Origin of the sequence: Kitasatospora sp. SUK 42, assembly GCF_015776785.2 — a bacterium.
Classification (GTDB): Bacteria; Actinomycetota; Actinomycetes; order Streptomycetales; family Streptomycetaceae; genus Kitasatospora.
Map to the genome: position 1 here is coordinate 1,979,966 of NZ_LFMD02000002.1, position 24,013 is coordinate 2,003,978.

Consider the following 24,013-nt stretch of genomic DNA (forward strand, 5'->3'; position numbering starts at 1 on the left):
GCGGCCCGGTGACGGCCGGAGAGCGCCCGATGACGGCAGTGCGGCCCGGCTCCCGGGGTGCCGGGGGCCGGGCCGCAGGGTGCGTGCCGGGGCGGGATCAGGCCTCTTCGGTGCCCTCGCCGTCGCCCTCCTCGCCCTCGATGTCCTTCTGCAGGCCGAGGCGCTCGACGATCCACTGCTCGAAGCCGACCGCGGCCTGGGTCCAGTTCGCGGCGGTGGTGACGAAGTAGTCCAGGTTGACGCCGGTGCCGACGATCATCTGGGCCTCACCGATCAGCCGGACCACGCCGTCCTCGTGGGTGTGGGTGTAGACCTTGGGCCAGAGGGTCTCGCGGTTCCACTCGTCGATCAGGTCGAGGATCTCGCCCTTCTTCTCCAGCGGGTACGCGCGGTCGTAGAAGGCGCGCACCGCGAAGAGCTCCTTCTGCTCGCCGCGGAACATGTAGTAGACGCGGAAGCCCTCCCAGGGAGCGGTGAGGTCGCCCTCGTCGTCCACGACGTGCTTGAGCTGCATCTGGTCGAGCAGCTGGGCGACGAGGTTCTGGTCCGGGACGATGATCGGCGGCGGGCCGGCCGGCCGATCGCCCTGGCCGCCGGGCTGGCCGCCCTGGGGAACGCCGAACGACGGGATGGACGACGGGTCGATGCTCATGGGGGTCCTCTTCCTCAGTGCACGTGGTGGCCGGCAATGAGAGGCCGCCCTTCCACCTCCCATCCTGCCTCATTCGGGGCCCCGCTCACAGGGGCACCCGGGGGTGCGTCGATCTTCGTCCGCGTGCACAGGGTGACGGAAAGTCACTCACGGTGTCCGGTCTGACGGGTGCCGGGCGGCGCCCCGGAGCGTGCGTGAGCCAAGTCACGCGCCCGGCGGACGGGTTCGCCTGCCGGGCCGCGCGGATGCGGTTAGCGTGCGACGGAACTCGCCCCCGGCAGGGTTCGTACCGGGCGGGGGCGTGAGGTGTCGTGAGCTGAGGGGGAAGCGGGGATGGAACGTACGGTGACCGGGGAGGGCGCGTCGCTCGGGGCGCTGCTGCGGAACATCAGGCTGGACCGGGGGATGACGCAGGAGCAGTTGGGCGAGGCGTCGGGGCTGAGCGTGCGGTCGATCCGGGACCTGGAGCGCGGGGTGTCCTGCCCGAGGGTCTCCACGCTGCGGCTGCTCAGCCAGACCTGGAACCTGTCGGAGGCTCAGGGCGCCGAGCTGCACCGGCTGGCGCGCACCTGGCGGGACCGGTCGCGGCGTTCGCGGCGGGCCGCGGTGGAGTAGTGCGGTAGCGCAACGGGCCGCTCCCCCACGGGGGGTGGGGGAGCGGCCCGTACCGGTCGTGGCGGCGTCCTACTTCTCCAGCGGGCCGCGGCCGCGGACGGTGAGGCGGTCGCCCTCCTCGTCCCGCTCGACCAGGACGGTGTCCCCGTCGTGCACCTGGCCGGACAGGATCGCCCGGGCCAGCTGGTCGCCGATCGCGGACTGCACCAGCCTGCGCAGCGGGCGGGCGCCGTACGCCGGGTCGTACCCGGTGAGGGCCAGCCAGTCGCGGGCGGCCTCGGAGACCTCCAGGGTGAGCCGCCGCTCGCGCAGCCGCTCGCCGAGGCGGGCCACCTGGAGGTCGACGATCCGGCTCAGCTCGGCGGTGCCCAGCGGGTCGAAGACCACGATGTCGTCCAGCCGGTTGAGGAACTCCGGCTTGAACGCGGCCCGGACGGAGTCCAGCACCAGCTGCTTCTTCCGGTCCTCCGGGGTGGCCGGGTCCACCAGGAACTGACTGCCCAGGTTGGAGGTGAGGATCAGGATCGCGTTGCGGAAGTCCACCGTGCGGCCCTGGCCGTCGGTGAGCCGGCCGTCGTCCAGCACCTGGAGCAGCACGTCGAAGACCTCCGGGTGGGCCTTCTCCACCTCGTCCAGCAGCACCACGCTGTACGGGCGGCGGCGGACCGCCTCGGTGAGCTGGCCGCCCTCCTCGTAGCCGACGTACCCGGGCGGGGCGCCGACCAGGCGGGAGACCGAGTGCTTCTCGCCGTACTCGCTCATGTCGATCCGGACCATCGCCCGCTCGTCGTCGAACAGGAAGTCGGCCAGGGCCTTGGCGAGTTCGGTCTTGCCGACGCCCGTCGGGCCGAGGAAGAGGAAGGAGCCGGTCGGGCGGTCCGGGTCGGCGATGCCGGAGCGGGTGCGGCGCACCGCGTCCGAGACGGCCTGCACGGCCTCCTTCTGGCCGATCAGGCGCCTGCCCAACTCCTCCTCCATGCGCAGGAGTTTGGCGCTCTCGCCCTCCAGCAGCCGGCCGGCCGGGATGCCCGTCCAGGAGGCGACCACGTCGGCCACGTCGTCCGGGCCGACCTCCTCCTTGACCATCGAGGCGGAGGCGTCCTGGTCGGCCGCGCGCTCCTGGGCGTCGGTGAGCTCCTTCTCGGCGGCCGGGATCTCGGCGTACATCAGCTTGGAGGCCCGCTCGAAGTCCCCGTCGCGCTGGGCCCGTTCGAGTGCCCCGTGCAGGTCGTCCAGGCGCTCCTTGAGCTCGCCGACCCGGTTGAGGCTCTTCTTCTCCTGCTCCCAGCGTGCCGTCAGCACGCTCAACTGCTCGTTGCGGTCAGCGAGATCGCGCCGCAGCCGGGCCAGCCGGTCGACGGAGGCCGGGTCCGACTCCTTCTCCAGGGCGAGCTCCTCCATCCGCAACCGGTCGACGGCGCGCTGGAGTTCGTCGATCTCGACCGGGGAGGAGTCGATCTCCATCCGCAGCCGGGAGGCCGCCTCGTCGACCAGGTCGATCGCCTTGTCGGGCAGGAAGCGGGAGGTGATGTAGCGGTTGGACAGGGTGGCGGCGGCGACCAGCGCGGCGTCCGCGATCTGCACCTTGTGGTGCGCCTCGTACCGCCCCTTGAGGCCGCGCAGGATGGCGATCGAGTCCTCCACGCTGGGCTCGCCGACCAGCACCTGCTGGAAGCGGCGCTCCAGGGCCGGGTCCTTCTCGATCCGCTCGCGGTACTCGTCCAGCGTGGTGGCGCCGACCATCCGCAGCTCGCCGCGGGCCAGCATCGGCTTGAGCATGTTGCCCGCGTCCATCGCGGAGTCGCCGCCGGCGCCCGCGCCGACCATGGTGTGCAGCTCGTCGATGAAGGTGACGACCTGGCCGTTGGAGTCCTTGATGTCGTTCAGGACGGCCTTCAGCCGCTCCTCGAACTCGCCGCGGTACTTGGCGCCGGCCACCATCGCGCCGAGGTCCAGTGCGACCAGCCGCTTGCCGCGCAGCGACTCCGGCACGTCGCCCGCCACGATGCGCTGGGCCAGGCCCTCGACCACGGCGGTCTTGCCGACGCCGGGCTCGCCGATCAGCACCGGGTTGTTCTTCGTCCGGCGGGAGAGCACCTGGACCACCCGGCGGATCTCGTGGTCGCGGCCGATGACCGGGTCGAGCTTGCCGTCCCGGGCGGCCTGGGTGAGGTCGGTGCCGTACTTCTCCAGCGCCTTGTAGGTGCCCTCGGGGTCCGGCGAGGTGACCCGCCCGCTGCCCCGGACGTCCTTGAAGGCGGCGAGCAGCGCCTTGGGCGTCGCGCCCTGCTGCACCAGCAGCTCGGCCACCGGCCCGCCCTCGGCGGCCAGGCCGACCAGCAGGTGCTCGGTGGAGACGTACTGGTCGTCCAGGTCGTCCGCGCGCTTGCCGGCCTCGGTGAGCACGGCGATGGTGTCCCGGGCGAGCTGCGGGGCGGCGACGGTGGAGCCCATCGCGCTCGGCAGTGCGGTCAGCTGGCGGCGGGCCTCGGCGTCGATCCGGGCGGCGTTCGCCCCGACCGCCTCCAGCAGGGGCCGGGCGATGCCCTCGGGCTGCTCCAGCAGGGCGATCAGGATGTGCACCGGCTTGACGTCCGGGTTGCCGTCCGTGCCCGCCTGCCGGATCGCGGCGGACAGGGCGTCCTGCGTCTTGGTGGTGAACTTGCTGGCGTCCACTGCTGGGGGATCCTCCCTCGTCGTCCTTCACTAGTGCTACGTACAGCATGCACTAAGTTGAGTCTATTCCGCTCAACCTTTCTCACTCAACCCTTCCCGGCCGCGGCCCTCTTCTGGAGTCCGGCGTTCCGCCGGGTCAGCACCAGCAGCTCCCGGGCCGGCCCGCTCGGCCGCCGCCCGGCCGGCCACACCGCACGCAGCGGCCGGCGCAGGTCCAGCTCCTCCGCCAGCGGCACCTCGACCAGCCGCCGGGTCGCCAGCTCCTCCACCACCGCCAGCTCGCTCAGGCAGACCGGCCCCGCCCCGGTCATCGCCGCCGCCTTCAGCGCGGTGGACGAGGCCAGCTCCAGCCAGGGCCGCGCCGCGCCCCCGTACGGCGTCAGCGCCGTCTCCAGCACCTCCCGGGTGCCCGAGCCGGGCTCGCGCAGCACCAGCGGGGTGGCCGCCAGCTCGGCCCCGGTGAGCGGGGTGCGGCGGCGCGCCCACCGGTGGCCGGGCGCCACCACGACGACCAGCCGGTCCGTCGACACCACCGCGCCGGCCAGCCCGGGCGGGGTGGACGGGCCCTCGACGAAGCCGAGGTCGGCCTCCCCTGCCAGCACGTGCCCGGCGACCTCCGCCGAGTTCGCCGTCCGCAGCGTCACCGCCGTCCCCGGACTGGCCTGGGAGAGCGCCAGCAGCCAGCCCGGCATCAGGTACTCGGCGACGGTCAGGCTGGCCACCACCCGCAGCTTGGCGTCCCGCCGCTCGCGCAGCGCGTCGATCCCCGCGTCCAGCGCCTGCGCCGCCTCCACCACCTGCCGGGCCCACTCGACCACCAGCCGGCCCGCCTCGGTCGGCCGGCTGCCCCGGGGCGAGCGGTCCAGCAGCGGGACGCCGATCTGCCGCTCCATGCCCTTGATCCGGGCGCTCGCGGTCGGCTGGCTGACGCCCAGCTCGGCCGCCGCCCGTCCGACGCTGCCCAGCCGGGCCACCGCGAGCAGCAGTTCCAGGGCGCCCAGTTCGGGGACGTGCGAGGAGAGAGCCATAGGTCCAGGCTATGCCCCCATAGAATTCCCGGCGCTACCGGCGGACGGCCCGCCGGGCGACGGTGGACCCATGCTCACCTCGGCCGATGTCCACCCGCTCACCAGCCCCGCCGTCGCCGGCCCCCGGCTCTCCCGGCTCTCCCGGCTTTCCCGGTTCTCCCGGATCGACCTCGCGCAGCTCGGCCCCAACTGGTACGCCGCCGTGATGGGCACCGCGATCATCGCCAACGGCGCCGCCGCCCTGCCGGTCCGGCCGCCCGGGCTGGCCGGCTTCGGCGAGGCGGCGTGGGCGCTCGGACTGGCCGCCCTGCTGGTGCTGGCCGCGGCCCGGCTGGTCCACCTCACCCGGCACCGCGAGGCGGCCCGCGCCCAGCTGCTGGACAACCCGGCCACCGCCGTCTTCTACGGCTGCCCGCCGATGGCGCTGCTGGCGGTCGGGTTCGGCACCCTGCTGGTCGGCTCGCACGTCATCGGCACCGGTCCGGCCGTCGTCCTGGACGCCGTGCTGTGGAGCGTCGGCACCCTGTACGCGCTGGCCGTCGCCGGCGGCATCCCGTACCTGATGATCACCCGGCACCGGGTGTCCGCCCTGGAGGCCAACCCGACCTGGCTGCTGCCGGTGGTCGCCCCGCTGGTCGCCGCCGCGACCGGCCCGGCGCTGGTCCCGCACCTGCCCGCCGGGCTGCCGCAACAGGCCCTGCTGTACGGCTGCTGGGCGCTGTTCGGGGTCGGCCTGCTGGCCACCCTGGTGCTGCTGCCGGTGGTGTTCACCGGGCTGTTCCACAGCAAGCTGCCCACCCTGGCCCTCACCCCCTCGCTGTTCCTGGTGCTCGGGCCGCTCGGCCAGTCCGTCACCGCGATCCACCAGCTCGCCGACGCCGCCCGCCCGGTGCTGCCCGCGCTGGCGCCCACGATGCTGCCGCTGGCGGAGCTGTACGGGATCGCGGTGACGGGCGTCGCGGTGCTCTGGCTGGCCGTCGCGCTCGCCGCCAACCTGCGCGCCCGCCGGGCCGGGATGCCGTTCGCGATGACCTGGTGGGCGTACACCTTCCCGGTCGGCACCTGCGTCACCGGCGCCTCCGCGCTCGCCCGGCACACCGGCTTCGGCGGCTTCACGGCCCTGGCCGTCGGGCTCTACCTGCTGCTGTGCACCGCCTGGGTGCTCGCGGCGGGCGGCACGGCGGCGGGACTGGTGCGCGGGCGGCTGCTGGCGCGCTGATCCGGGCAGGCCAGGGCAGGCCAGGGCAGGCCAGGGCAGGCCAGGGCAGGCCAGGGGCGGTGACCGTCCGGCCGGGCGTTCGGCCGGGACGGTGCACCAGCTCAGGAGCACGCCGCTGTTGCAGGAACGCGCACCTGTGGCCTGACGGTGCACGGCCAACCGTCCGCGCCGGCGCAAGCCCCCAACTCCCCGCCCTGGCCTCGGTCTTTTCCGGAATCCGGCCCGCCGCCCCGGGCTCCGCACCCCCACCGTCGTGCAGATAGCTGCAATTGCGCGAACCTGCACTCGGGCGGCACTTGTTCACCGGCCGTGACGCTGTGAGGGTGGAGGTACGCCAAGTCGTCCGGGCAACCGCAGCCCGATGGTGGCGACTTGCTCTTCAGGTCTGACCACGGGTGCGACGTCACGCAGCCGTGGAACGGGGGGGAAGAGCACCGGCCGGAGTCCATGTGTGGTGATGGGCACCGGCCGGATCCGGCGAGGCGTTGCTGCTCCGCCTCGACGGAAGCGCCTTGGCATTGGCGTGCTGACGGCGGCCCCCGGACACCGGTGTGCGACGGCACCCGGGCCCGGGGGTCCGCCGTCCGACCGGTACCGTGAGCCCGCCCGGCACCGGCACCGGCACCGCGGCCCGCGGGTACGGGGCGGGGCACCATCAGGGGAGAGTGCGACGTGACGGCGGAACCGGCGGTCGCGCCGCACCATGCGGTCCCCGCAGGCGAGGAACCCGACGAGGCCGCCCGCCAGCTCTACCTGGCGATCATCGCCGAGGGCGGACGCATCCCGTGCAACGACCTCGCCGAAGCCGACCAGGCCGCGCTCCACCAGCTCCTCGACATCGGCCTGGTGATGGCCAATCCGATGGACAGCTGCTACACCGCCGTCAGCCCGCGTTCGGTCAGCGACCGCCTCGGCGCCGAACTCCGCAGCGAGGCGACCCGGCTGCTGGTCCGCGCGGAGAACCTCCCGGGCGCCCTGGACGGCCTCACCCGCGCCTACGACGCGATGCCCCGCCCGTCCGGCGGCTCCGGCGGCGCCGTCTACGTCGAGGGGCACGTCCACATCCGCCAGCGGATCTCCCAACTGGTCTCCGACTGCCGGGCCGAGGTCCTCACCGCCCAGCCCGGCCACCGGCCCGCCGAGACCCTGCAGGTCGCCCTCGCCCAGGACGTCCAACTCCTCCAGCGCGGCTGCTCGCTGCGCACCATCTACCAGCCGGTCGCGTTCGCCGACCCGCCCGCACTCGCCTACGCCGACGAGGTCACCCGGCACGGCTCCCAGATCCGCGTCCTCGACGAGCCCTTCCAGCGGCTGATCGTCTTCGACCGCCACGTCGCCGTGATCTCCGCCAACGACGACAACAGCACCGCCGCCTTCATCAGCGACCCGGCCGCGATCGCCTTCCTGATCAGCGCCTTCGAACGCGACTGGGCCCGCGCCGACACCACCGAGACCGCCACCCTCGGCCAGGGCCCCGCCCGCACCATCCCCGAGCGGGTCGGCCGCCTGCTCGCCCGCGGCCTCACCCAGCGGGCCGTCGCCACCCGGCTGGGCCTGAGCGAACGCACCGTCGCCGCCCACATCTCCCGCCTGCGGGACCGCTACGGCGCCCAGACCCTCTTCCAGCTCGGCTGGCTGATGAGGGGCGCCCGCGATGACTGACGAGCCGGGCCCTGCCGAGCGCGCCCTCTACCTCACCGCCGTCCGCTGCGGCGGCCGACTGCGCCCCGAGGACCTCGCCCCCGCCGACCGCCCCACCGTCGCGGCCCTCGTCGCCCGCGGCCTCCTCACCCCCACCGCCACCGGCTACACCGCCGCCAACCCGCGTGCCCTCGGCGACCGCCTCGGCGCCGAACTCCGCACCCGCGCCACCCGCCTGCTGCTGAACGCCGAACGGCTCCCGGACGCCCTCAAGCCGCTCACCCGTGCCTACGAGGCGGTCCGGCGGCCGGACGGGCCGGACAGGTCGGACGGGCAGGACGGGTCGGAGGGGCCGGGCGGCACCGGGGTGTCCGGCGACTGCGCGGAACCGGCCGCCGTGGACGTCGTCCACCTCGACACCGTCAGCGACATCCGCCAGCGCGTCGCCGAGCTCACCTCCGAGTGCAAGGACGAACTCCTCGCGGCCCAACCCGGTCCGCGCCCCCTCGAAGGCCTCCGGATGACCCTCGCCCAGGACCTCTCCCTGCTCCGGCGCGGCTGCTCGATGCGGACCCTCTACCAGCCGGTCACCCTCGCCGACCGCTCCGTGCTGCGGCAGATCTCCCTCCGCACCAGGCAGGGCGCCCAGGTCCGGGTGCTCACCGAACCGTACGAGCGGATGCTGGTCTTCGACCGCGTGGTGGCCGTCATCCCCGCCGCCGAGGGCCTCACCCACGCCGCCTTCCTGACCGACCCCACCACCGTCTCCTACCTGGTCGCCGGCTTCGAACGCGACTGGGCCCGCGCCACTCCCGTCGACCACCACCTCACCGCCCCGCCCCCGACCACCGTCCGCATCGGCCGCCTGCTCGCCCGCGGCCTCACCCAGCGGGCCGTCGCCACCCGGCTGGGCCTGAGCGAACGCACCGTCGCCGCCCACATCTCCCGCCTGCGCGAGCTCCACGATGCCGAGACACTGTTCCAACTCGGCTGGCAGATGAGGGGATCCCGCAATGTCTGACATGGTGTTCGACCTGCCCGGTGCCGCCGCGCGCGAGCTCTACCGGGAGATCCTGAGGGAGGGCGGCCGGATCCGGATCGCCGGGATCCGGCCCGAGGACGAGGCGGCGGTCAAACAGCTCGCCGACCTCGGCCTGCTCGTCCTCCGTGTCGCGGACGGTGCCTACAGCGCGGTGAACCCACGGGCCGTCAGCGAGCGCATCGGTGCGGAACTGCGGGAGGAGAGCGCACGGCTCCTCGCCAGGGCGGCCCTCGTGCCGGACCTCCTGGAGGACCTGACCCAGGCGTACGACGCGGCACCCCGCCGGGCGGAGCCCGGGAACGGGGTGCGACGGGTGGCGGGGCTGGAGCAGGTCCGGCACGTGATCTCCCAGTTCACCAAGGACTTCCCCCACGACATCCTGGCGGCCCAGCCGGGCCGGACCCACTCACCGGAACACCGGGAGGACTCACTGGCCCACACCCGCCGCTACATCGAGTGCGGTGGCTCGATCCGCATGATCCACGGCCCGCGGGCCCGGTCGGAGCAGGAGGACATCGAGTTCGCGGTGACGACCGTGAGGGCCGGCTCGCAGGTCCGCGTCCTGGACGCCCCGTTCAGCCGGATCATGATCTTCGACCGCTCCGTGGCCCTGCTGTCGGTGGCCGCCGACAACGAGGTGGCCGTCGTGGTCGAGGATTCCGCGGTGGTCGTCTACCTGGTCGCGCTCTTCGAGGAGCAGTGGCGGCAGGCGCGGATCGTGGACTGGGAGTCGCTGGCCGCGGATTCCGGGCCCGCCGTCCACGAGCAGGTGGGCCGCCTGCTGGGCCAGGGGCTCACGCAGCGGGCGATCGCCAGTCGGATGAGGCTGAGCGAGCGGACGGTGGCCGGTCACATCGCCCGGCTGCGTGAGCTGTACGACGCGGAGACGCTGTTCCAACTGGGCTGGCAGATGCGGGGAACCCGGCCGGGGGGAGTCCGGTGAGGGAGCTCCGTTCAGCCGGTGGCGGCACCGGTCGGCCAGAAGCCGGGAACCGGGGACTGCTGCTGACGGGGGACGTTGAACTGGTCGCCGGGCGCCGTCCAGAAGCCCTCGCGGAGGGAGAGCGCCATGCCGGCCCAGTCCAGGGCGGTCTCCACCGTGTGGTTGAGGGCCTCCTGCGACCAGGTGTCGTCGAAGACCAGCGGCAGGACGGGGGCGACCTGCTCGATGGTGGCGATCAGCGGGTTGTGGGTGATGGCCTCGTCGACGAGCAGGACGATCGGCTTCCGCAGGGCCGACGCCCAGCCGAGTTCGAGGCTCACGCCGGCCGAGAGCGGAGCTCCGACGTAGGCGAACACCAGGTCCGCGGACTGCAGGGCACGGAAGTCGGACGGAACGCGCGGCTCCGGGGCCCGGCCGGCGACGGTCCAGGCGTCACTGTGGTGCGCGCTGTACACGGCGGCACCGCTGCGGAGCAGGGTGGTGCGGAGCGTCGTCAGCCGCGTCCGGCTGGCGAGGGTCACGACACTGTCGGCCGGGCCGGTCAGCCGCATCAGCGGCGCGGCCAGGAACACACGTGCACGCCGACCCTCAGGGGCCTGGCTGTCGTGGTGACGCAGGTAGGGCTCGGTCATGTCGACTCCGGGGAAGTCGCCTTCCGGTCTGATCCGAGCATTGGTCGAATGCAGGACGATCAAGCTGGAAGGCCTACGGGGGACGGGGGATGATGGCGCATTTGACTGAACATTGCCAGGATAGGAGGCTTTGCCGGACCATCGAGAGCGAACTGATCGTCCATCGCTGAGGGCCTACGCGTCCAGGCTTCACCGGTGTCATGTGGATGCCTGGCAGGGAGATGACGCGTAGGCATGCTTGGCATGCCTGTACGACTTGAGGCAGCATATGAACGCTAGCGATTCTCTATTGGTCGGCGCAGTGTGCGCGAGGAAAGGGGTGGGCGCATGTCTCGTCTGCGCCGTTTTGTCTGCAAGGCCGTACTCATGTCGGTCGTCGGCATGACCGCCCTGGCGGGCTACAGCGCGTACGCGGGTTCCGCGGTTCCCTCCGAGGGAGTCGCGACGGCCAAGTCGGTGGGTGGCACCCAGGATCTGGACATCGGCTGGGCGTGACCGCGGCAGGACCGCCGTGCTGTCGGAGTCGCTCGGAGCCGTTGTGACTCGGAGCCGTTGTGGCGAGCCCTCTGCCCCGTTCGTCCGTTCTTCGGCCCGGACGTTCTTCAGCCCGGAGAGTGCTCGGCGGCGCGCGCCAACGCGTAGCCGAGTTGGAACAGTGACTCGACGTTGTACTCCTCCCTCATCTCGGCGATGTGCCGGGCGAGGGTCCGTTCACTGATTCCCAGGCGGCGGGCGATGACCCGGTGGTTGATCCCGGCCAGCATCAGGTCGATGATCGTCTGGCGGAGCCGTGACACCACCTGCTGCGGTACGGCGCGTTTTCCGTTGAATTCCAGGGCCCGGTTCCAGCTGGGTTCGAAGACCTCCTCCACCAGATAGTTGGCGATCACCGGCTCGAATATGAACGCCGCCAGCGTCATGTCGTCGGCCACCGGTATGACGGCCACCCGTCGGTCGATGACGATGAGGCGGGTGTACGGCTCGTCCAGGGTGCGGAACTGTCCGCCCGCCGTCGCGAGTTTGGCGACGTAATCTCTGGTGGGCTGGTGGTAGCGCGTGCTGGCGTGGTAGATGGTGCGCATTGACGTGCCCCGATTGAGTGCGTCCACGTCGCGTTCGACCATGGCCGCCAACAATTCGGGCGGACGCGGCCCGCCGGGCTGAAGAGCGAGTGTTTCCTCAGTTCCGGTCGTGAAGAGCTGATCGAGCCGTTGGTTTATCAGAACCTTTCCCTGGACGTACTCGATCGCGCCACCGCCCTTTTCCGGCGCGTGGAATTCCTGGGAGAGTTCATGGAGTTCGACGGGCAGGGCCACGGCCCGGGACAGGAGGTCGAGGGCCTGCCGCTGCCAGGCGCCGCTCAGCCGTGCGGAGAGTTGTGCGGGATCGACGGCGACCAGTTCGCTGCGGTCACCGGCGTCGGGCATCAGCAGCCCGATCTCCAGCAGTTCGGTGAGGGCATTCCGGTGGCACGGGGAATCGGATGGAACGCGCCCGTCGGCCTTGACGATCTCAAGGTAGAGTGCCCGGGCCTCCGGTGACAGAACGGGAGCCCCACCCGCAGTGGGACCGAGTTGAGCCCGTCCACTCATCTTCGGCTCCTTGCCGTTTATCCGAGGCTGTTCAGGATCGGCCAGCACTGGAGGCTCAGGCGGCGAATCCAGTGACGTGTGACCGTGCGGTTGTCCGGCCAGCTTGTCAGAGTGTCACTCTCTCACCAACACCGAGCCGCCGGCACCCCCCGAACTGGAGGGGCCGGCGGCTGGTGAGGACGTTCCGGTCAGCGCTTGGGGCGCCAGACGACGAGGGCGCTGGACTGGGGCGTGGGCGGCTGGTACGGGACGAGGTCGCGGCGGTAGGAGGCGTGGACGGCGGCCTCGCGCTGCTGGAGGGCGGCGGCCGCGCCGTCGAGGGAGTCGACCAGTTCGCTGATGCGGGACTGCAGGGCGGTGACCTGGTTCTCCAGCTCGATGATGCGCTTGATTCCGGCCAGGTTGATGCCCTCGTCCTGCGAGAGCCGCTGGACCTCCCGCAGCTGCTGGATGTCGCGGGCGGAGTAACGGCGGCCGCGGCCGGCGGTGCGGTCGGGGCAGACCAGGCCGAGGCGGTCGTACTGGCGCAGGGTCTGCGGGTGCAGGCCGGACAGCTCGGCGGCGACCGAGATGACGTACACCGGGGTGTCCTCGGTGAGCACGTACTGCGGCGGGGCCGAGGCACGCCGGGTTCGGCGGGGGGCGTCGCCGGGCAGGCCTTCGCCGAGACCGGGGCCGATCGGGCGGTCGGGGTCGATCGGGTTCATCGGGTTCGGGGACATCTGGTCGTCACGCTCCCTTCGCCGCCCGGAAGAGGGCGGCTCGCGGGTCGTCGGAGGCGGTGGCCTCGCGGTACTGCTCCAGGGCGTTCAGCGCGTCGCCGGTGACGTGCTGCGGCACCACGACCTCGACGGTGACGAGGAGGTCGCCACGGGTGCCGTCCTTGCGGGTGGCGCCCTTGCCGCGGGCACGCATGGTCAGGCCGTTGGCGCTGCCCGGGGGCAGCTTGAGCTTCACGGCCGGACCGTTCAGGGTGGGCACCTCGATGGTGCCGCCGAGGGCGGCCTCGGGGAAGGTGACCGGGACGGTCACGGTGAGGTTGTCGCCCTTGCGTCCGAAGACCGGGTGCGGGTCGACGTGCACGGTGACGTAGAGGTCGCCGGGCTGGCCGCCGCGTTCGCCCTGGGCGCCCTTGCCCTTGAGCCGGATCCGCTGGTCGGCATGGACGCCGGCCGGGATGCGGACCTGCATGGTGCGGGCCGAGCTGGCGCGGCCGCTGCCGTGGCAGTCGGTGCACGGGTCGTCGACGATCATGCCCCGGCCGCGGCAGTCCTTGCAGGGCTCGGAGAGCGCGAAGGCGCCCTGGCCGCGGCTGACGGTGCCGGCCCCGACACAGGTCGGGCAGACCCGCGGGGTGGTGCCGGACTTGGCGCCGGTGCCGTTGCAGGTGCGGCAGGGGGCCTGGCTGGTCATCCGCAGCGGGACGGTCGCGCCGTCGACCGCCTCCTCGAAGGAGAGCGTCACCTCGGTCTCGACGTCGGCGCCGCGCCGGGGCTGGGCCTGCCGGGTGCCGCCGCGGTTGAAGAGGCCGCCGAAGACGTCGCCGATCCCGCCGCTGCCGCCGCCCTGGCTGCCGCTGAAGAGGTCGCCGAAGTCGAAGCTGTAGCTGCCGGTGTTGGGGGCGCCGGTGCGGAAGCCGCCGTTGGCGAAGAGGCTGCGGGCCTCGTCGTACTCCTTGCGGCGCTTCTCGTCGGAGAGGACGTCGTACGCCTCGGAGATGTCCTTGAAGCGCTCCTCGGCCTTGGCGTCGCCCTTGTTCGCGTCGGGGTGGAACTCGCGCGCCAACTTGCGGTAGGTCTTCTTGATCTCGGTGGCGGTGGCGTCCTTGGGCACGCCGAGGACCTTGTAGTAGTCCTTCTCCACGTAGTCCTTGCCACTCATGCGCCCACCTCGCTCCACCTGGCAGCCGATTCGCGGTACGCGCACCTCTGAATGGTTCGCTCGCTGCGCTCGCTCACGGCTTCCGCCACCTCCCGATGTCCATCGTCACTGCGCTGTCAACAGCGGCCGGAGGGCACGCCGTTGACAGCGCGCTGCGGAGCCGGCCGCTCGACTTGCCGGCATACGACTCCGCAGCGCACAGGGTGTCAGCTGTCACAGGTTGTCAGCTGTCCGAGCCACCGTCGGACTTGTCCTCGGCGGACTTCGTGTCGGCGTCCGGGGCGGACGTCGACGGGGTGCCCGGCTGGGGCTCGGCCACGGCCACCATCGCCGGGCGGATGATCCGCTCGCCGATGCGGTAGCCGGGCTGGAGGATCTGCACGCAGGTGTCCTCGGTGACGTCCGAGGAGTAGCTGTGCATCAGCGCCTCGTGCTGGGTCGGGTCGAAGGGCTCGCCCTCCTTGCCGAACTGCTGCAGACCCAGCTTGGCGACGACCGTCTCCAGGGACTCGGCGACGGACTTGAAGCCGCCCGTCACCTCGCCGTGCTCGCGGGCGCGGCCGATGTCGTCCAGGACCGGGATCAGGGACTCCAGGATGTTGGAGACCGCGATCTCGCGGACGGTCAGCCGGTCGCGCTCGACCCGCTTGCGGTAGTTCTGGTACTCGGCCTGCAGGCGCTGCAGGTCGCCGGTGCGCTCGGCCAGCTCGCGCTTGGCGGTGGCGAGCTCGTCGCCCTCCGGGGCGGCCTTGGTGGCACCCGCCGCCGCGGCCTCCTCGGCAGCCTTGACCACGGCCTCCTCGGCGGCGGAGTCGTCGCCGGGCTTGCCGCCCTGCGGCTTGTCCGTCATGCCGACGCACCGCCCTTGGGCTTCTCGTCGTCCACGATCTCGGCGTCGACGACGTCGTCGTCCTTGGCCTGGGTGGACTCGCCCGCACCGGCGGCACCGGCGGCGGCACCAGCGGCGTCGGCGTTGGCGTAGAGCGCCTGGCCGAGCTTCTGCGCGGTGGTGGAGACCTTCTCCGAGGCCTCGCGGATCTTCGCGATGTCCTCGCCCTTCAGGGCCTCCTTGAGCTCGCCAATGGCGGTCTCGACCTCGGTCTTGACGTCGGCCGGGAGCTTGTCGCCGTTGTCGGCGATGAACTTCTCGGTCGAGTAGACGAGCTGCTCGGCGGAGTTGCGGGTCTCCACGGCCTCGCGGCGCTTGTGGTCGTCCTCGGCGTACTGCTCGGCCTCGCGGCGCATGCGGTCGACCTCGTCCTTCGGCAGCGAGGAGCCGCCGGTGACGGTCATCTTCTGCTCCTTGCCGGTGCCGAGGTCCTTGGCGGCGACGTGCATGATGCCGTTGGCGTCGATGTCGAAGGTGACCTCGATCTGCGGCAGGCCGCGCGGCGCCGGCGGCAGGCCGGTCAGCTCGAACATGCCGAGCTTCTTGTTGTACGCGGCGATCTCGCGCTCACCCTGGTAGACCTGGATCTGCACGGACGGCTGGTTGTCCTCGGCCGTGGTGAAGATCTCGGAACGCTTGGTCGGGATCGTGGTGTTGCGCTCGATGAGCTTGGTCATGATGCCGCCCTTGGTCTCGATGCCCAGGGACAGCGGGGTGACGTCCAGCAGCAGGACGTCCTTGACCTCGCCCTTGAGGACACCGGCCTGGAGCGAGGCGCCGATGGCGACGACCTCGTCCGGGTTGACGCCCTTGTTGGCGTCCTTGCCACCGGTCAGCTCGCGGACCAGCTCGGCGACGGCCGGCATACGGGTCGAGCCACCGACCAGGACGACGTGGTCGATCTCGGAGAGCGAGATGCCGGCGTCCTTGATCACGTTGTGGAACGGGATCTTGCAGCGCTCCAGCAGGTCGGCGGTCAGCTGCTGGAACTGGGCGCGGGTGAGCTTCTCGTCCAGGTGCAGCGGGCCCTCGGCGGAGGCCGTGATGTACGGCAGGTTGATCGAGGTCTCGGAGGACGAGGACAGCTCGATCTTGGCCTTCTCGGCGGCCTCGCGCAGACGCTGCAGGGCCATCTTGTCCTTCGACAGGTCGACGCCGTGGCCGGCCTGGAAGGTCTTGACCAGGTGGTCGACGACCTTCTGGTCCCAGTCGTCGCCACCGAGGTGGTTGTCACCGTTGGTGGCCTTCACCTCGACGACCCCGTCGCCGATCTCCAGCAGGGAGACGTCGAAGGTGCCACCGCCGAGGTCGAAGACCAGGATGGTCTGGTCGTCCTTGTCCAGGCCGTACGCGAGGGCGGCCGCGGTCGGCTCGTTGACGATGCGCAGGACGTTGAGGCCCGCGATCTCACCGGCCTCCTTGGTGGCCTGGCGCTCGGAGTCCGAGAAGTACGCCGGGACGGTGATGACGGCGTCGGTGACGGTCTCGCCCAGGTACGCCTCGGCGTCCCGCTTCAGCTTCTGCAGCACGAAGGCCGAGATCTGCTGCGGGTTGAAGTCCTTGCCGTCCAGGTTGATCTTCCACCCGGTGCCCATGTGGCGCTTCACCGAACGGATGGTGCGGTCGACGTTGGTGACCGCCTGGCGCTTGGCCACCTCGCCGACCAGGACCTCGCCGTTCTTCGCGAAGGCGACGACGGACGGCGTGGTCCGCGCGCCCTCGGCGTTCGTGATGACGGTGGGCTCGCCACCTTCGAGAACGCTGACGACCGAGTTCGTCGTACCGAGGTCGATGCCGACCGCGCGTGCCATCGTAGATACCTCCACAGGAGAGTTGAGCTTTACAGGCTCAAGGATGCACGACTCGGCCGGGAGCGTCAACAGCTATGAGCGCGTGTCGCTCAAGTTTGCTGAGCGGGGTCGCCCGGCGGGCGGGGGAGTGGCGGTCGGCGGGGACCCCGGGGTGTGGCCGCGTGACTGTCGAGTGACTGCCGCCATAGCTTGGGAACCTTCTGGGGAACTGTTGCCGACCGGTAATGTCCGGGCCGTCGGCCCGGCAAGTTACCGACCAGTACACTCACTCGAAGACCGTAGAACCGCAGAGACTGCTCAACCGCAAGCCGCAGGAGACGGAGAGCGATGCAACTAGCAGCGATCGTCATCTCGCTGGTCACCTTCGTGATCGGCACCGCGCTCGCCCTCCGTGCGGCGTGGCACATCTTCAAGGTGGTGCTGACCGGTGCGCCGGACTCCACCCGCTTCGGGCGGCCCGCCCAGCGGGTGAAGACCCTCGCGACCGAGTTCATCGGCCACACCCGGATGAACCGCTGGGGGATCGTGGGCGTCGCCCACTGGTTCGTCGCGGTCGGCTTCTTCAGCCTGGTGCTGACCATCGTCAACGCGATGGGCCAGCTCTTCGACGCCGAGTGGGAACTGCCGATCATCGGCCACTGGATGATCTGGCAGCTCTTCGTCGAGCTGGTCGGCACCCTGACCACGCTGGGCATCGCCACCCTGATGGTGATCCGGCTGATGAGCCTGCCGTCCAGGTCGGGCCGCAAGTCCCGGTTCGCCGGCTCGATCGCCTGGCAGGCCTTCTACGTCGAGTACACGATCCTCGGCATCGGCCTGTGCATCCTGATGCTCCGCGCGCTCGAAGGCGCCCTGGCCGGCGTCGACTCGTACGGCCCGGAGCACCTGGTCTCGTACCCGATCGTCTCCGCGCTGAGCGGGCTGTCGCACGGCACGCTGGAGAACCTGGTCTACCTGTTCGCGATGCTGAAGATCTGCATCTCGTTCGCGTGGGCGATCACCATCGGCCTCAACCCCTCGATGGGCGTGGCCTGGCACCGCTTCCTCGGCTTCTTCAACATCTACTTCAAGCGCGAGGAGGACGGCGGCACCGCGCTCGGCGGGCTCCGTCCGATGACCAGCAACGGTCAGCCGATCGACTTCGAGGACCCGGCCGACGACGCCGTCTTCGGCGTCTCCCAGGTCGAGCACTTCTCCTGGAAGGGCATCCTCGACTTCTCCACCTGCACCGAGTGCGGCCGCTGCCAGTCGCAGTGCCCGGCCTGGAACACCGGCAAGCCGCTCTCGCCGAAGCTGCTGATCATGAGCCTGCGCGAGCACGCCTACGGCAAGGCGCCGTACCTGCTGGCCGGCGGCGGCAAGGACGCGGAGGGCAACGAGAAGGCCACCGCCGAGCAGCTCCAGGACGTCCCGGCGGCCGCCCTGGCCGAGGCCGAGCGCCCGCTGATCGGCACCGCCGCGGAGAACGGCGTCATCGACCCGGACGTGCTGTGGTCCTGCACCACCTGCGGCGCCTGCGTCGAGCAGTGCCCGGTGGACATCGAGCACGTCGACCACATCGTCGACATGCGCCGCTACCAGGTGATGATCGAGAGCAACTTCCCGACCGAGGCCGGGACGATGCTCAAGAACCTGGAGAACAAGGGCAACCCGTGGGGCATGGCCACCAAGGCCCGCCTGGACTGGGTCAAGGAGCTCAAGAAGGAGACCGGCATCGAGGTGCCGGTGATCGGAGAGGACATCGACCCCGCCGAGGTCGAGTACCTCTACTGGGTCGGCTGCGCCGGCGCCCTGGAGGACCGCGCCAAGAAGACCACCAAGGCCTTCGCCGAGCTGCTGCACACCGCGGGCGTCAAGTTCGCGATCCTCGGCAAGGAGGAGACCTGCACCGGTGACTCCCCGCGCCGCCTGGGCAACGAGTTCCTCTTCCAGATGCTCGGCGCGCAGAACGTCGAGACGCTGAACGCCGCGCTGGAGGACGCCCCGACCAAGCGGATCGTCGCCACCTGCCCGCACTGCTTCAACACCCTCGCCAACGAGTACCCGCAGCTGGGCGGCCACTTCGAGGTCATCCACCACACCCAGCTGCTGCAGCACCTGATCGACGAGGGCAAGCTCGTCCCGGTCAACCCGGTCGAGGGCCTGATCACCTACCACGACCCCTGCTACCTGGGCCGCCACAACAAGGTCTACAGCCCGCCGCGCGAGATCATGGACAAGGTCCCGGGCCTGCGCCAGCAGGAGATGCACCGCCACAAGGAGCGCGGCTTCTGCTGCGGCGCCGGCGGCGCCCGGATGTGGATGGAGGAGCGCATCGGCAAGCGGATCAACACCGAGCGCGTGGACGAGGCGCTGTCGCTCAACCCGGACATCGTCTCCACCGCCTGCCCGTTCTGCCTGGTGATGCTCTCCGACTCGGTCAACGGGAAGAAGAACGAGGGCGCGGCCAAGGAGCACCTGAAGGTGGTCGACGTGGCCCAGCTGCTGCTCGACTCGGTCAAGGCGACCCCGCCGGCCGGGACCGAGGAGCCTGCGACGGTGGACGCGTAGCGACCGCTGTTCGACAGTTCTGCTACAACTGCCCGGCCCGGTGAGCGCCGCCAACGCGCCCACCGGGCCGGGCTTTCGGCGCTCCGGCCGACACCGGGTGGGCCGGCGGGTGGACGGCGGGTGACGCCAATCGCACAGCCTCCGGACGGGCATTCGGTCGGAAGGAAATACAGTAGGCGCCAGGCCGGCTGCGATCCGGTCGACCCGTTCCGGACGGGTCCAGACCACCGACGGAGGTATCGGCCCGCCGGGCCGGGCCGCAGAGACACAAGGGGAACAGCGCAGACCATGACCGAGGCGATCATGCTGGTCGGTGGTAAGGGCACGCGACTGCGTCCGCTGACCACCCACACCCCCAAGCCGATGCTGCCGGTGGCAGGCGTCCCGTTCATCGCGCACCAGCTGGCCCGTGCGGCCGCCGCCGGGGTCACCCGCGTCGTGCTGGCCACCTCCTACCTGGCCGAGGTGTTCGAGGACCACTTCCAGGACGGGACCCCGTACGGCATCGAGCTGGTCTACCTGACCGAGCGCGAGCCGCTGGGCACCGGCGGAGCCATCCGCAACGCCGCCACCGGACTGACCTGCGGCCCCGACGAGCCGGTCCTCGTCTTCAACGGCGACATCCTCTCCGGCGTCGACATCGCCGCCCTGCGCGACGGCCACGTGGCCGCCGGGGCCGACGTCACCCTGCACCTCACCCGGGTGGAGGACCCGCGCGCCTTCGGCCTCGTCCCGACCGACGCGAACGGCCGGGTGCTGGAGTTCCTGGAGAAGCCGGAGACCCCGGAGCAGATCGTCACCGACCAGATCAACGCCGGCTGCTACGTCTTCACCCGCTCCGTGATCGACCGCATCCCGACCGGCCGGGAGGTGTCCGTCGAGCGCGAGACCTTCCCCGAGCTGCTGGCCACCGGCGCCCTGCTGCGCGGCGTCGTCGACACCTCGTACTGGCTGGACCTCGGCACCCCGGCCGCCTTCGTCCGCGGCTCGGCCGACCTCGTGCTCGGCAAGGTCGACTCCCCGGCCGTCCCTGGCCCGACCGGCGACGCCCTGCTGCTGCCCGGTGCCACCGTCCACCCGGGCGCGGTGCTCAGCGGCGGCACCGTGGTCTCCGAGGACGCGGTGGTCGAGGCCGGTGCGATCGTCGAGGGCAGCGTGATCCTGCCCGGCGCGGTGATCGGCCCGGACACCCTGGTCAAGGACTCGATCGTGGGCGCCTACGCCACCGTCGGCGACCGCTCGGCGCTGGACGGCGCGGTGATCGGCGACGGCGCGATCGTGGAGTCCGACAACGAGCTGCCCAGCGGCATCCGGATCGCCTGCGGCACCCTGCTGCCGGTCGGTGCCGTGCGCACCTCGGCCGGCCCGGGCGGCTGCCCGGCCGGCACCGCGGCGGCCGCGGCCGTACACGGACCGTCCGTCACCGCACAGCGGTAGCGGCTTCCGGGGGCGTCCGACGGCGGCTTTTCGGACCCGTTCGTCTCAGGCTCGCTGCAAACCGGCCCCGGCTCCGTCCGGGGCCGACGCGCGCTGGGCCGGACGGGTACCTTCGGAGCGTGGCTGGTAATCGATACGACAGCGGTCAGGGCGCCGACCGCCCGCGGGGCGGGTGGCCGGGTCCTCCGCCGCCGGCGGGGGCGCCCGGGGGGCACGGGCGGACGGACGGGCCGGAGTACTTCACGGCCCCGCACCCGACGGCGGGCGGTCCGGCCGGGGGTCCGGGCGGCACGGCGGGCGACGGGTACGACCACGGCGACCCGTACGCGGCGGACCGGCCCGGCAACACCCGGGCGTTCCCGACCGGCGACCCGTACGGGCAGGACCACGGCTACTACGGCCGGCAGCCCCGCTACCACGACGACGGGGGCTACGGGCAGCAGCCGCCGTACGGGCAGGAACAGCAGCCGCCGTACGGGCACGACCAGCAGCCGCCCTACGGCCAGGAGGCCCAGCCGCCGTACGGCCAGGACAACGTCACCGTCTACCGGGCCGGGGGCCAGTCCTCCCCGCACGCCGCCGGGCCCCGACCGCAGTGGCGCGAGCTGTTCGTCGGCATCTTCCGCAGCCCCGCCGCGACCTTCGACCGCACCCGGGACCACCAGGTGTGGCTGCCCGCGCTCACCGTCTCGATGCTGTACGGCGTGCTCGCGGTGCTCGGCATAGGCCTGACCCACGACGACATCGTCAACTCGACCTTCAGCGTGGCGCTGACCGGCCTGGTCGCCGCCGCCATCGGCTTCACCCTGGCCGGCGGGATCTTCGGCGCGGTCACCTACGCGCTGGCCCGCCAGCTCGGCGGCGACGGCCCCTGGAAGTCGACCGTCGGCCTGGCCGCGCTGATCGGCTGGCTGACCGACGCGCCCCGGCTGCTGCTCGACCTGGTGCTGCCCTCCGGCAGCGCGGTGGTGCAGCTCGTCGGCTGGGCCACCTGGATGCTCTGCGCGTACCTGCTGACCGTCATGGTCCGGCGGGTGCACGACCTGCCCTGGGGCAAGGCCGCGGCCGCCTCGGCGCTGCAACTGGTCGCGCTGCTGGTGCTGATCAAGCTGCCGACACTGGGCTGAGGGGCGACGGGCAGAATGGGGGCGGGTCCGGGCGGTGCGCCGCCGGGCCCGCCCACCCTCGTCCGCCCAGATGCACCGGAGCCAGGCATGACCCTTCCCACCACCCACGTCAGCTTCCCGGCCGGGGCGGTGACCGGCGAGTCTCCGGTGCTCGCGGTGCACCCGCTGGCCGACGGCCGGTACGCCGTGGTGACCGAGGCCACGCCGTTCCACCCGCTCGACCACACCTGGCCCGACCAGCCGGCCGACCTCGGCACCCTCACCGTCGACGGCACCGAGCTGGCCGTGGTGGACTGCCTCACCGGCGCGGTCGGCCCGGAGGGCGGCGCGCCGCTGGCCGGCGCCGAGATCCCGGTCCGGCGCGGGGACGAGGAGTGGTCCTGGCTGGTCCTGCACGTCCTCGACACCGACCCCGGCGACCTCGTCGGCCGCACCGCCGTCCTGGCCGTCGACACCGAGCGCCGGGCCGCCCTCAGCGCCTCGCACAGCGGCTGCCACCTGCTCGCGCTCGCCCTCAACGCCGCGCTCGCCCCGCGCTGGCGCAAGGACCCGGGCCGCTCGGACGCCTTCGGCAACCCCGACTTCGACAGCCTCGCCATGGCGAGCTCGGTGATGGACACCGAGGCCAGCACGGACACCTACCGGCTGGGCAAGTCGCTCAAGAAGAAGGGCTTCACGGTGGACGCCACCGAGGAGTTCCCCGCCCTCGCCGACGCCCTGCCCGCCCTCACCGAGGCCGTCAACGCGCGGCTCGCCGCCTGGGTCGCGGCCGACGCCCCGGTCCGCATCGAGGTGCCCGGCCCCGAGCTCACCGCCCGCCGCGAGTGGCACTGCGAGCTTCCCGAGGGCGGCGCGCGGATCTCCTGCGGCGGCACCCACCTGCACCACCTCGGCGAGCTCGCCGAACTGCGCGCCGAGCTGCGGCTGTCCGAGGACGGCACCGAGCTGGTCGCGGTCACCAGCCCCGAGCGGGCCTGACAACGCCGCGGGCGGCCACCCCTCGCGGTGAGGGGTGGCCGCCCGTCGTGCGTGCGCTCCGTGGGCCCTGCGGTCAGACCTTGGTGCGGTGGAAGTTCAGGTACGAGCGGGACGGCGTCGGGCCGCGCTGGCCCTGGTAGCGCGAGCCGTAGCGCTCGGAGCCGTACGGGTGCTCCGACGGCGAGGACAGCCGGAACAGGCAGAGCTGCCCGATCTTCATCCCCGGGTACAGCTTGATCGGCAGCGTCGCGACGTTCGACAGCTCCAGCGTCACGTGGCCGCTGAAGCCGGGGTCGATGAAGCCGGCCGTGGAGTGGGTGAGCAGGCCCAGGCGGCCCAGGCTCGACTTGCCCTCCAGCCGGGAGGCCACGTCCTCGGGCAGCGTGATGACCTCGTACGTCGAGGCCAGCACGAACTCGCCGGGGTGCAGGATGAACGCCTCGTCGCCCTCCGGCTCGACCAGCCGGGTCAGGTCCGGCTGCTCCTCGGAGGGGTCGATGTGCGGGTACTTGTGGTTCTCGAACACGCGGAAGAAGCGGTCGAGGCGCACGTCGATACTCGACGGCTGGATCATCGCTGGGTCGAACGGGTCGATGGAGACCCGGCCCAGGTCGATTTCGGTCCGGATGTCCTTGTCAGAGAGCAGCACGCCTTCGAGGTTACGTGCACGACGGGGCCCCGGACGAATCCGCCCGGGGCCCCGCCCTCCTTCCGTCGGCCGTCAGGCCAGGAACTCCGCGGCCTCCAACCGCATCGCCCGCGCCAGTTGCGGCCCGGACAGCTCCTGCACGTCGGCCAGCACCGAGCTCCGGAGCCGTCCACACTGCGGACAGCGGATCAACCGCCCGGGCCCGAGCCGCCCGGGACCGAGGTTCTGCATCGGGAACGTGGTGGTGCTGAACAGGTGCCCCTCGGCACAACGAACGACGGCGCGCTGCTCCATCGATCCCCTTCCCATCCCTAACCCAGTACTCACCCGTACTCATCGCGCCCCGGCGGCCAGGCCCCGGGACAGCGACACATTAGGGGATGTTCCGGACATTCCTCACCGTGGCTCGCCGCCCCGCCCCCACTCCACCGGAGCACTCGCACGCGGCCCACACAGTACGCCCCCCACCCACCCCCACCCCGCTCCACCACGTCCCGGCATCACCTGTGCAACCACAGTCGCGGATGGGGTACAGTGAAACCGGATCGAGCGGTTTCTGACTGCTCATCAAGCGGGCGTAGTTTAATGGTAGAACATGAGCTTCCCAAGCTTAGAGCGCGAGTTCGATTCTCGTCGCCCGCTCCAGTGGTA

At 71.7% G+C, this 24,013-nt stretch carries 20 protein-coding genes, 1 tRNA gene and 1 pseudogene; 11 read left to right on the forward strand and 11 right to left on the reverse strand.

The genetic code is table 11. The features are described 5' to 3' along the window. Positions 1–97 precede the first annotated feature (97 nt). A complete protein-coding gene (locus tag RZ50_RS08615; protein WP_196950616.1) occupies positions 98–652 on the reverse strand; it encodes a YbjN domain-containing protein in 555 nt (184 codons plus the stop codon). Between the two features lie 333 nt (positions 653–985). Here RZ50_RS08615 and RZ50_RS08620 point away from each other — a divergent pair, with 333 nt between their 5' ends. Then, positions 986–1,267, forward strand: a complete 282-nt coding sequence (locus tag RZ50_RS08620) for a helix-turn-helix domain-containing protein (protein WP_196950615.1) — start codon at positions 986–988, stop codon at positions 1,265–1,267. Positions 1,268–1,336: 69 nt separating this feature from the next. Here the strand turns inward: RZ50_RS08620 and clpB are convergent, their stop codons facing one another. After that, positions 1,337–3,943, reverse strand: a complete 2,607-nt coding sequence (gene clpB / locus RZ50_RS08625) for an ATP-dependent chaperone ClpB (protein WP_196950614.1) — start codon at positions 3,941–3,943, stop codon at positions 1,337–1,339. A gap of 86 nt (positions 3,944–4,029) precedes the next feature. Further along, positions 4,030–4,971: a LysR family transcriptional regulator gene (locus RZ50_RS08630; RefSeq protein ID WP_196950613.1), complete on the reverse strand. Its 942-nt coding sequence runs from the start codon at positions 4,969–4,971 to the stop codon at positions 4,030–4,032. A gap of 70 nt (positions 4,972–5,041) precedes the next feature. On the opposite strand from RZ50_RS08630, the gene RZ50_RS08635 reads away from it, so the two are divergent. The 4 genes from RZ50_RS08635 to RZ50_RS08650 all read left to right on the forward strand — a co-directional run bounded on the left by RZ50_RS08635 (position 5,042) and on the right by RZ50_RS08650 (position 9,816). Next, complete coding sequence (locus tag RZ50_RS08635; RefSeq protein ID WP_196950612.1) at positions 5,042–6,190, forward strand: TDT family transporter; 1,149 nt, start codon at positions 5,042–5,044, stop codon at positions 6,188–6,190. Between the two features lie 672 nt (positions 6,191–6,862). After that, positions 6,863–7,852: a winged helix-turn-helix transcriptional regulator gene (locus RZ50_RS08640; protein WP_196950611.1), complete on the forward strand. Its 990-nt coding sequence runs from the start codon at positions 6,863–6,865 to the stop codon at positions 7,850–7,852. Next, a complete protein-coding gene (locus RZ50_RS08645) occupies positions 7,845–8,852 on the forward strand; it encodes a winged helix-turn-helix transcriptional regulator (protein ID WP_196950610.1) in 1,008 nt (335 codons plus the stop codon). The genes RZ50_RS08640 and RZ50_RS08645 overlap by 8 nt, the downstream gene beginning before the upstream one ends. Beyond that, positions 8,845–9,816, forward strand: a complete 972-nt coding sequence (locus tag RZ50_RS08650) for a LuxR family transcriptional regulator (RefSeq protein ID WP_196950609.1) — start codon at positions 8,845–8,847, stop codon at positions 9,814–9,816. Before RZ50_RS08645 ends, RZ50_RS08650 begins: the two co-directional genes overlap by 8 nt. Positions 9,817–9,827: 11 nt before the next feature. Here the strand turns inward: RZ50_RS08650 and RZ50_RS08655 are convergent, their stop codons facing one another. Further along, a complete protein-coding gene (locus RZ50_RS08655; protein WP_196950608.1) occupies positions 9,828–10,448 on the reverse strand; it encodes a hypothetical protein in 621 nt (206 codons plus the stop codon). A gap of 327 nt (positions 10,449–10,775) precedes the next feature. Here RZ50_RS08655 and RZ50_RS08660 point away from each other — a divergent pair, with 327 nt between their 5' ends. Then, the gene (locus RZ50_RS08660) at positions 10,776–10,943 is read left to right on the forward strand and encodes a hypothetical protein (RefSeq protein WP_196950607.1); all 168 of its coding nucleotides are present in this window, start codon (positions 10,776–10,778) and stop codon (positions 10,941–10,943) included. A gap of 107 nt (positions 10,944–11,050) precedes the next feature. Here RZ50_RS08660 and RZ50_RS08665 read toward each other — a convergent pair whose 3' ends face one another. The 5 genes from RZ50_RS08665 to dnaK all read right to left on the reverse strand — a co-directional run bounded on the left by RZ50_RS08665 (position 11,051) and on the right by dnaK (position 16,621). Then, on the reverse strand, positions 11,051–12,040 hold the full coding sequence (locus RZ50_RS08665) for a helix-turn-helix domain-containing protein (protein WP_196950606.1): 990 nt from the start codon (positions 12,038–12,040) through the stop codon (positions 11,051–11,053). Positions 12,041–12,228: 188 nt separating this feature from the next. Then, entirely contained in the window at positions 12,229–12,762 is a 534-nt protein-coding gene (locus RZ50_RS08670) for a heat shock protein transcriptional repressor HspR (RefSeq protein ID WP_196950605.1), read from the reverse strand. A 7-nt stretch (positions 12,763–12,769) separates the two neighbouring features. Beyond that, positions 12,770–13,921: a molecular chaperone DnaJ gene (gene dnaJ / locus RZ50_RS08675; RefSeq protein WP_196950604.1), complete on the reverse strand. Its 1,152-nt coding sequence runs from the start codon at positions 13,919–13,921 to the stop codon at positions 12,770–12,772. Positions 13,922–14,144: 223 nt separating this feature from the next. Continuing rightward, positions 14,145–14,771: a nucleotide exchange factor GrpE gene (gene grpE, locus RZ50_RS08680; protein WP_196950603.1), complete on the reverse strand. Its 627-nt coding sequence runs from the start codon at positions 14,769–14,771 to the stop codon at positions 14,145–14,147. Beyond that, positions 14,768–16,621: a molecular chaperone DnaK gene (gene dnaK / locus RZ50_RS08685; protein ID WP_217680319.1), complete on the reverse strand. Its 1,854-nt coding sequence runs from the start codon at positions 16,619–16,621 to the stop codon at positions 14,768–14,770. Before dnaK ends, grpE begins: the two co-directional genes overlap by 4 nt. 327 nt (positions 16,622–16,948) lie before the next feature. Here dnaK and RZ50_RS08690 point away from each other — a divergent pair, with 327 nt between their 5' ends. The 4 genes and pseudogenes from RZ50_RS08690 (at position 16,949) to RZ50_RS08705 (ending at position 22,713) form a co-directional block, all read left to right on the forward strand. Continuing rightward, on the forward strand, positions 16,949–19,171 hold the full coding sequence (locus tag RZ50_RS08690; RefSeq protein ID WP_196951747.1) for a (Fe-S)-binding protein: 2,223 nt from the start codon (positions 16,949–16,951) through the stop codon (positions 19,169–19,171). A 288-nt stretch (positions 19,172–19,459) separates the two neighbouring features. Next, positions 19,460–20,533: pseudogene (locus RZ50_RS08695) on the forward strand (sugar phosphate nucleotidyltransferase); the annotation flags it as partial. A 194-nt stretch (positions 20,534–20,727) separates the two neighbouring features. Further along, positions 20,728–21,735, forward strand: a complete 1,008-nt coding sequence (locus RZ50_RS30075) for a Yip1 family protein (protein ID WP_196951749.1) — start codon at positions 20,728–20,730, stop codon at positions 21,733–21,735. An 87-nt stretch (positions 21,736–21,822) separates the two neighbouring features. After that, the gene (locus RZ50_RS08705) at positions 21,823–22,713 is read left to right on the forward strand and encodes a metal-dependent hydrolase (RefSeq protein WP_196951750.1); all 891 of its coding nucleotides are present in this window, start codon (positions 21,823–21,825) and stop codon (positions 22,711–22,713) included. Positions 22,714–22,786: 73 nt separating this feature from the next. Here the strand turns inward: RZ50_RS08705 and dcd are convergent, their stop codons facing one another. After that, a complete protein-coding gene (gene dcd, locus RZ50_RS08710) occupies positions 22,787–23,362 on the reverse strand; it encodes a dCTP deaminase (RefSeq protein WP_196951751.1) in 576 nt (191 codons plus the stop codon). 72 nt (positions 23,363–23,434) lie between these two features. Continuing rightward, positions 23,435–23,656, reverse strand: a complete 222-nt coding sequence (locus RZ50_RS08715) for a hypothetical protein (protein ID WP_196951752.1) — start codon at positions 23,654–23,656, stop codon at positions 23,435–23,437. 277 nt (positions 23,657–23,933) lie between these two features. Between RZ50_RS08715 and RZ50_RS08720 the strand changes: the two genes are divergently transcribed. Continuing rightward, positions 23,934–24,007, forward strand: a tRNA-Gly gene (locus RZ50_RS08720). Positions 24,008–24,013: the final 6 nt, after the last annotated feature.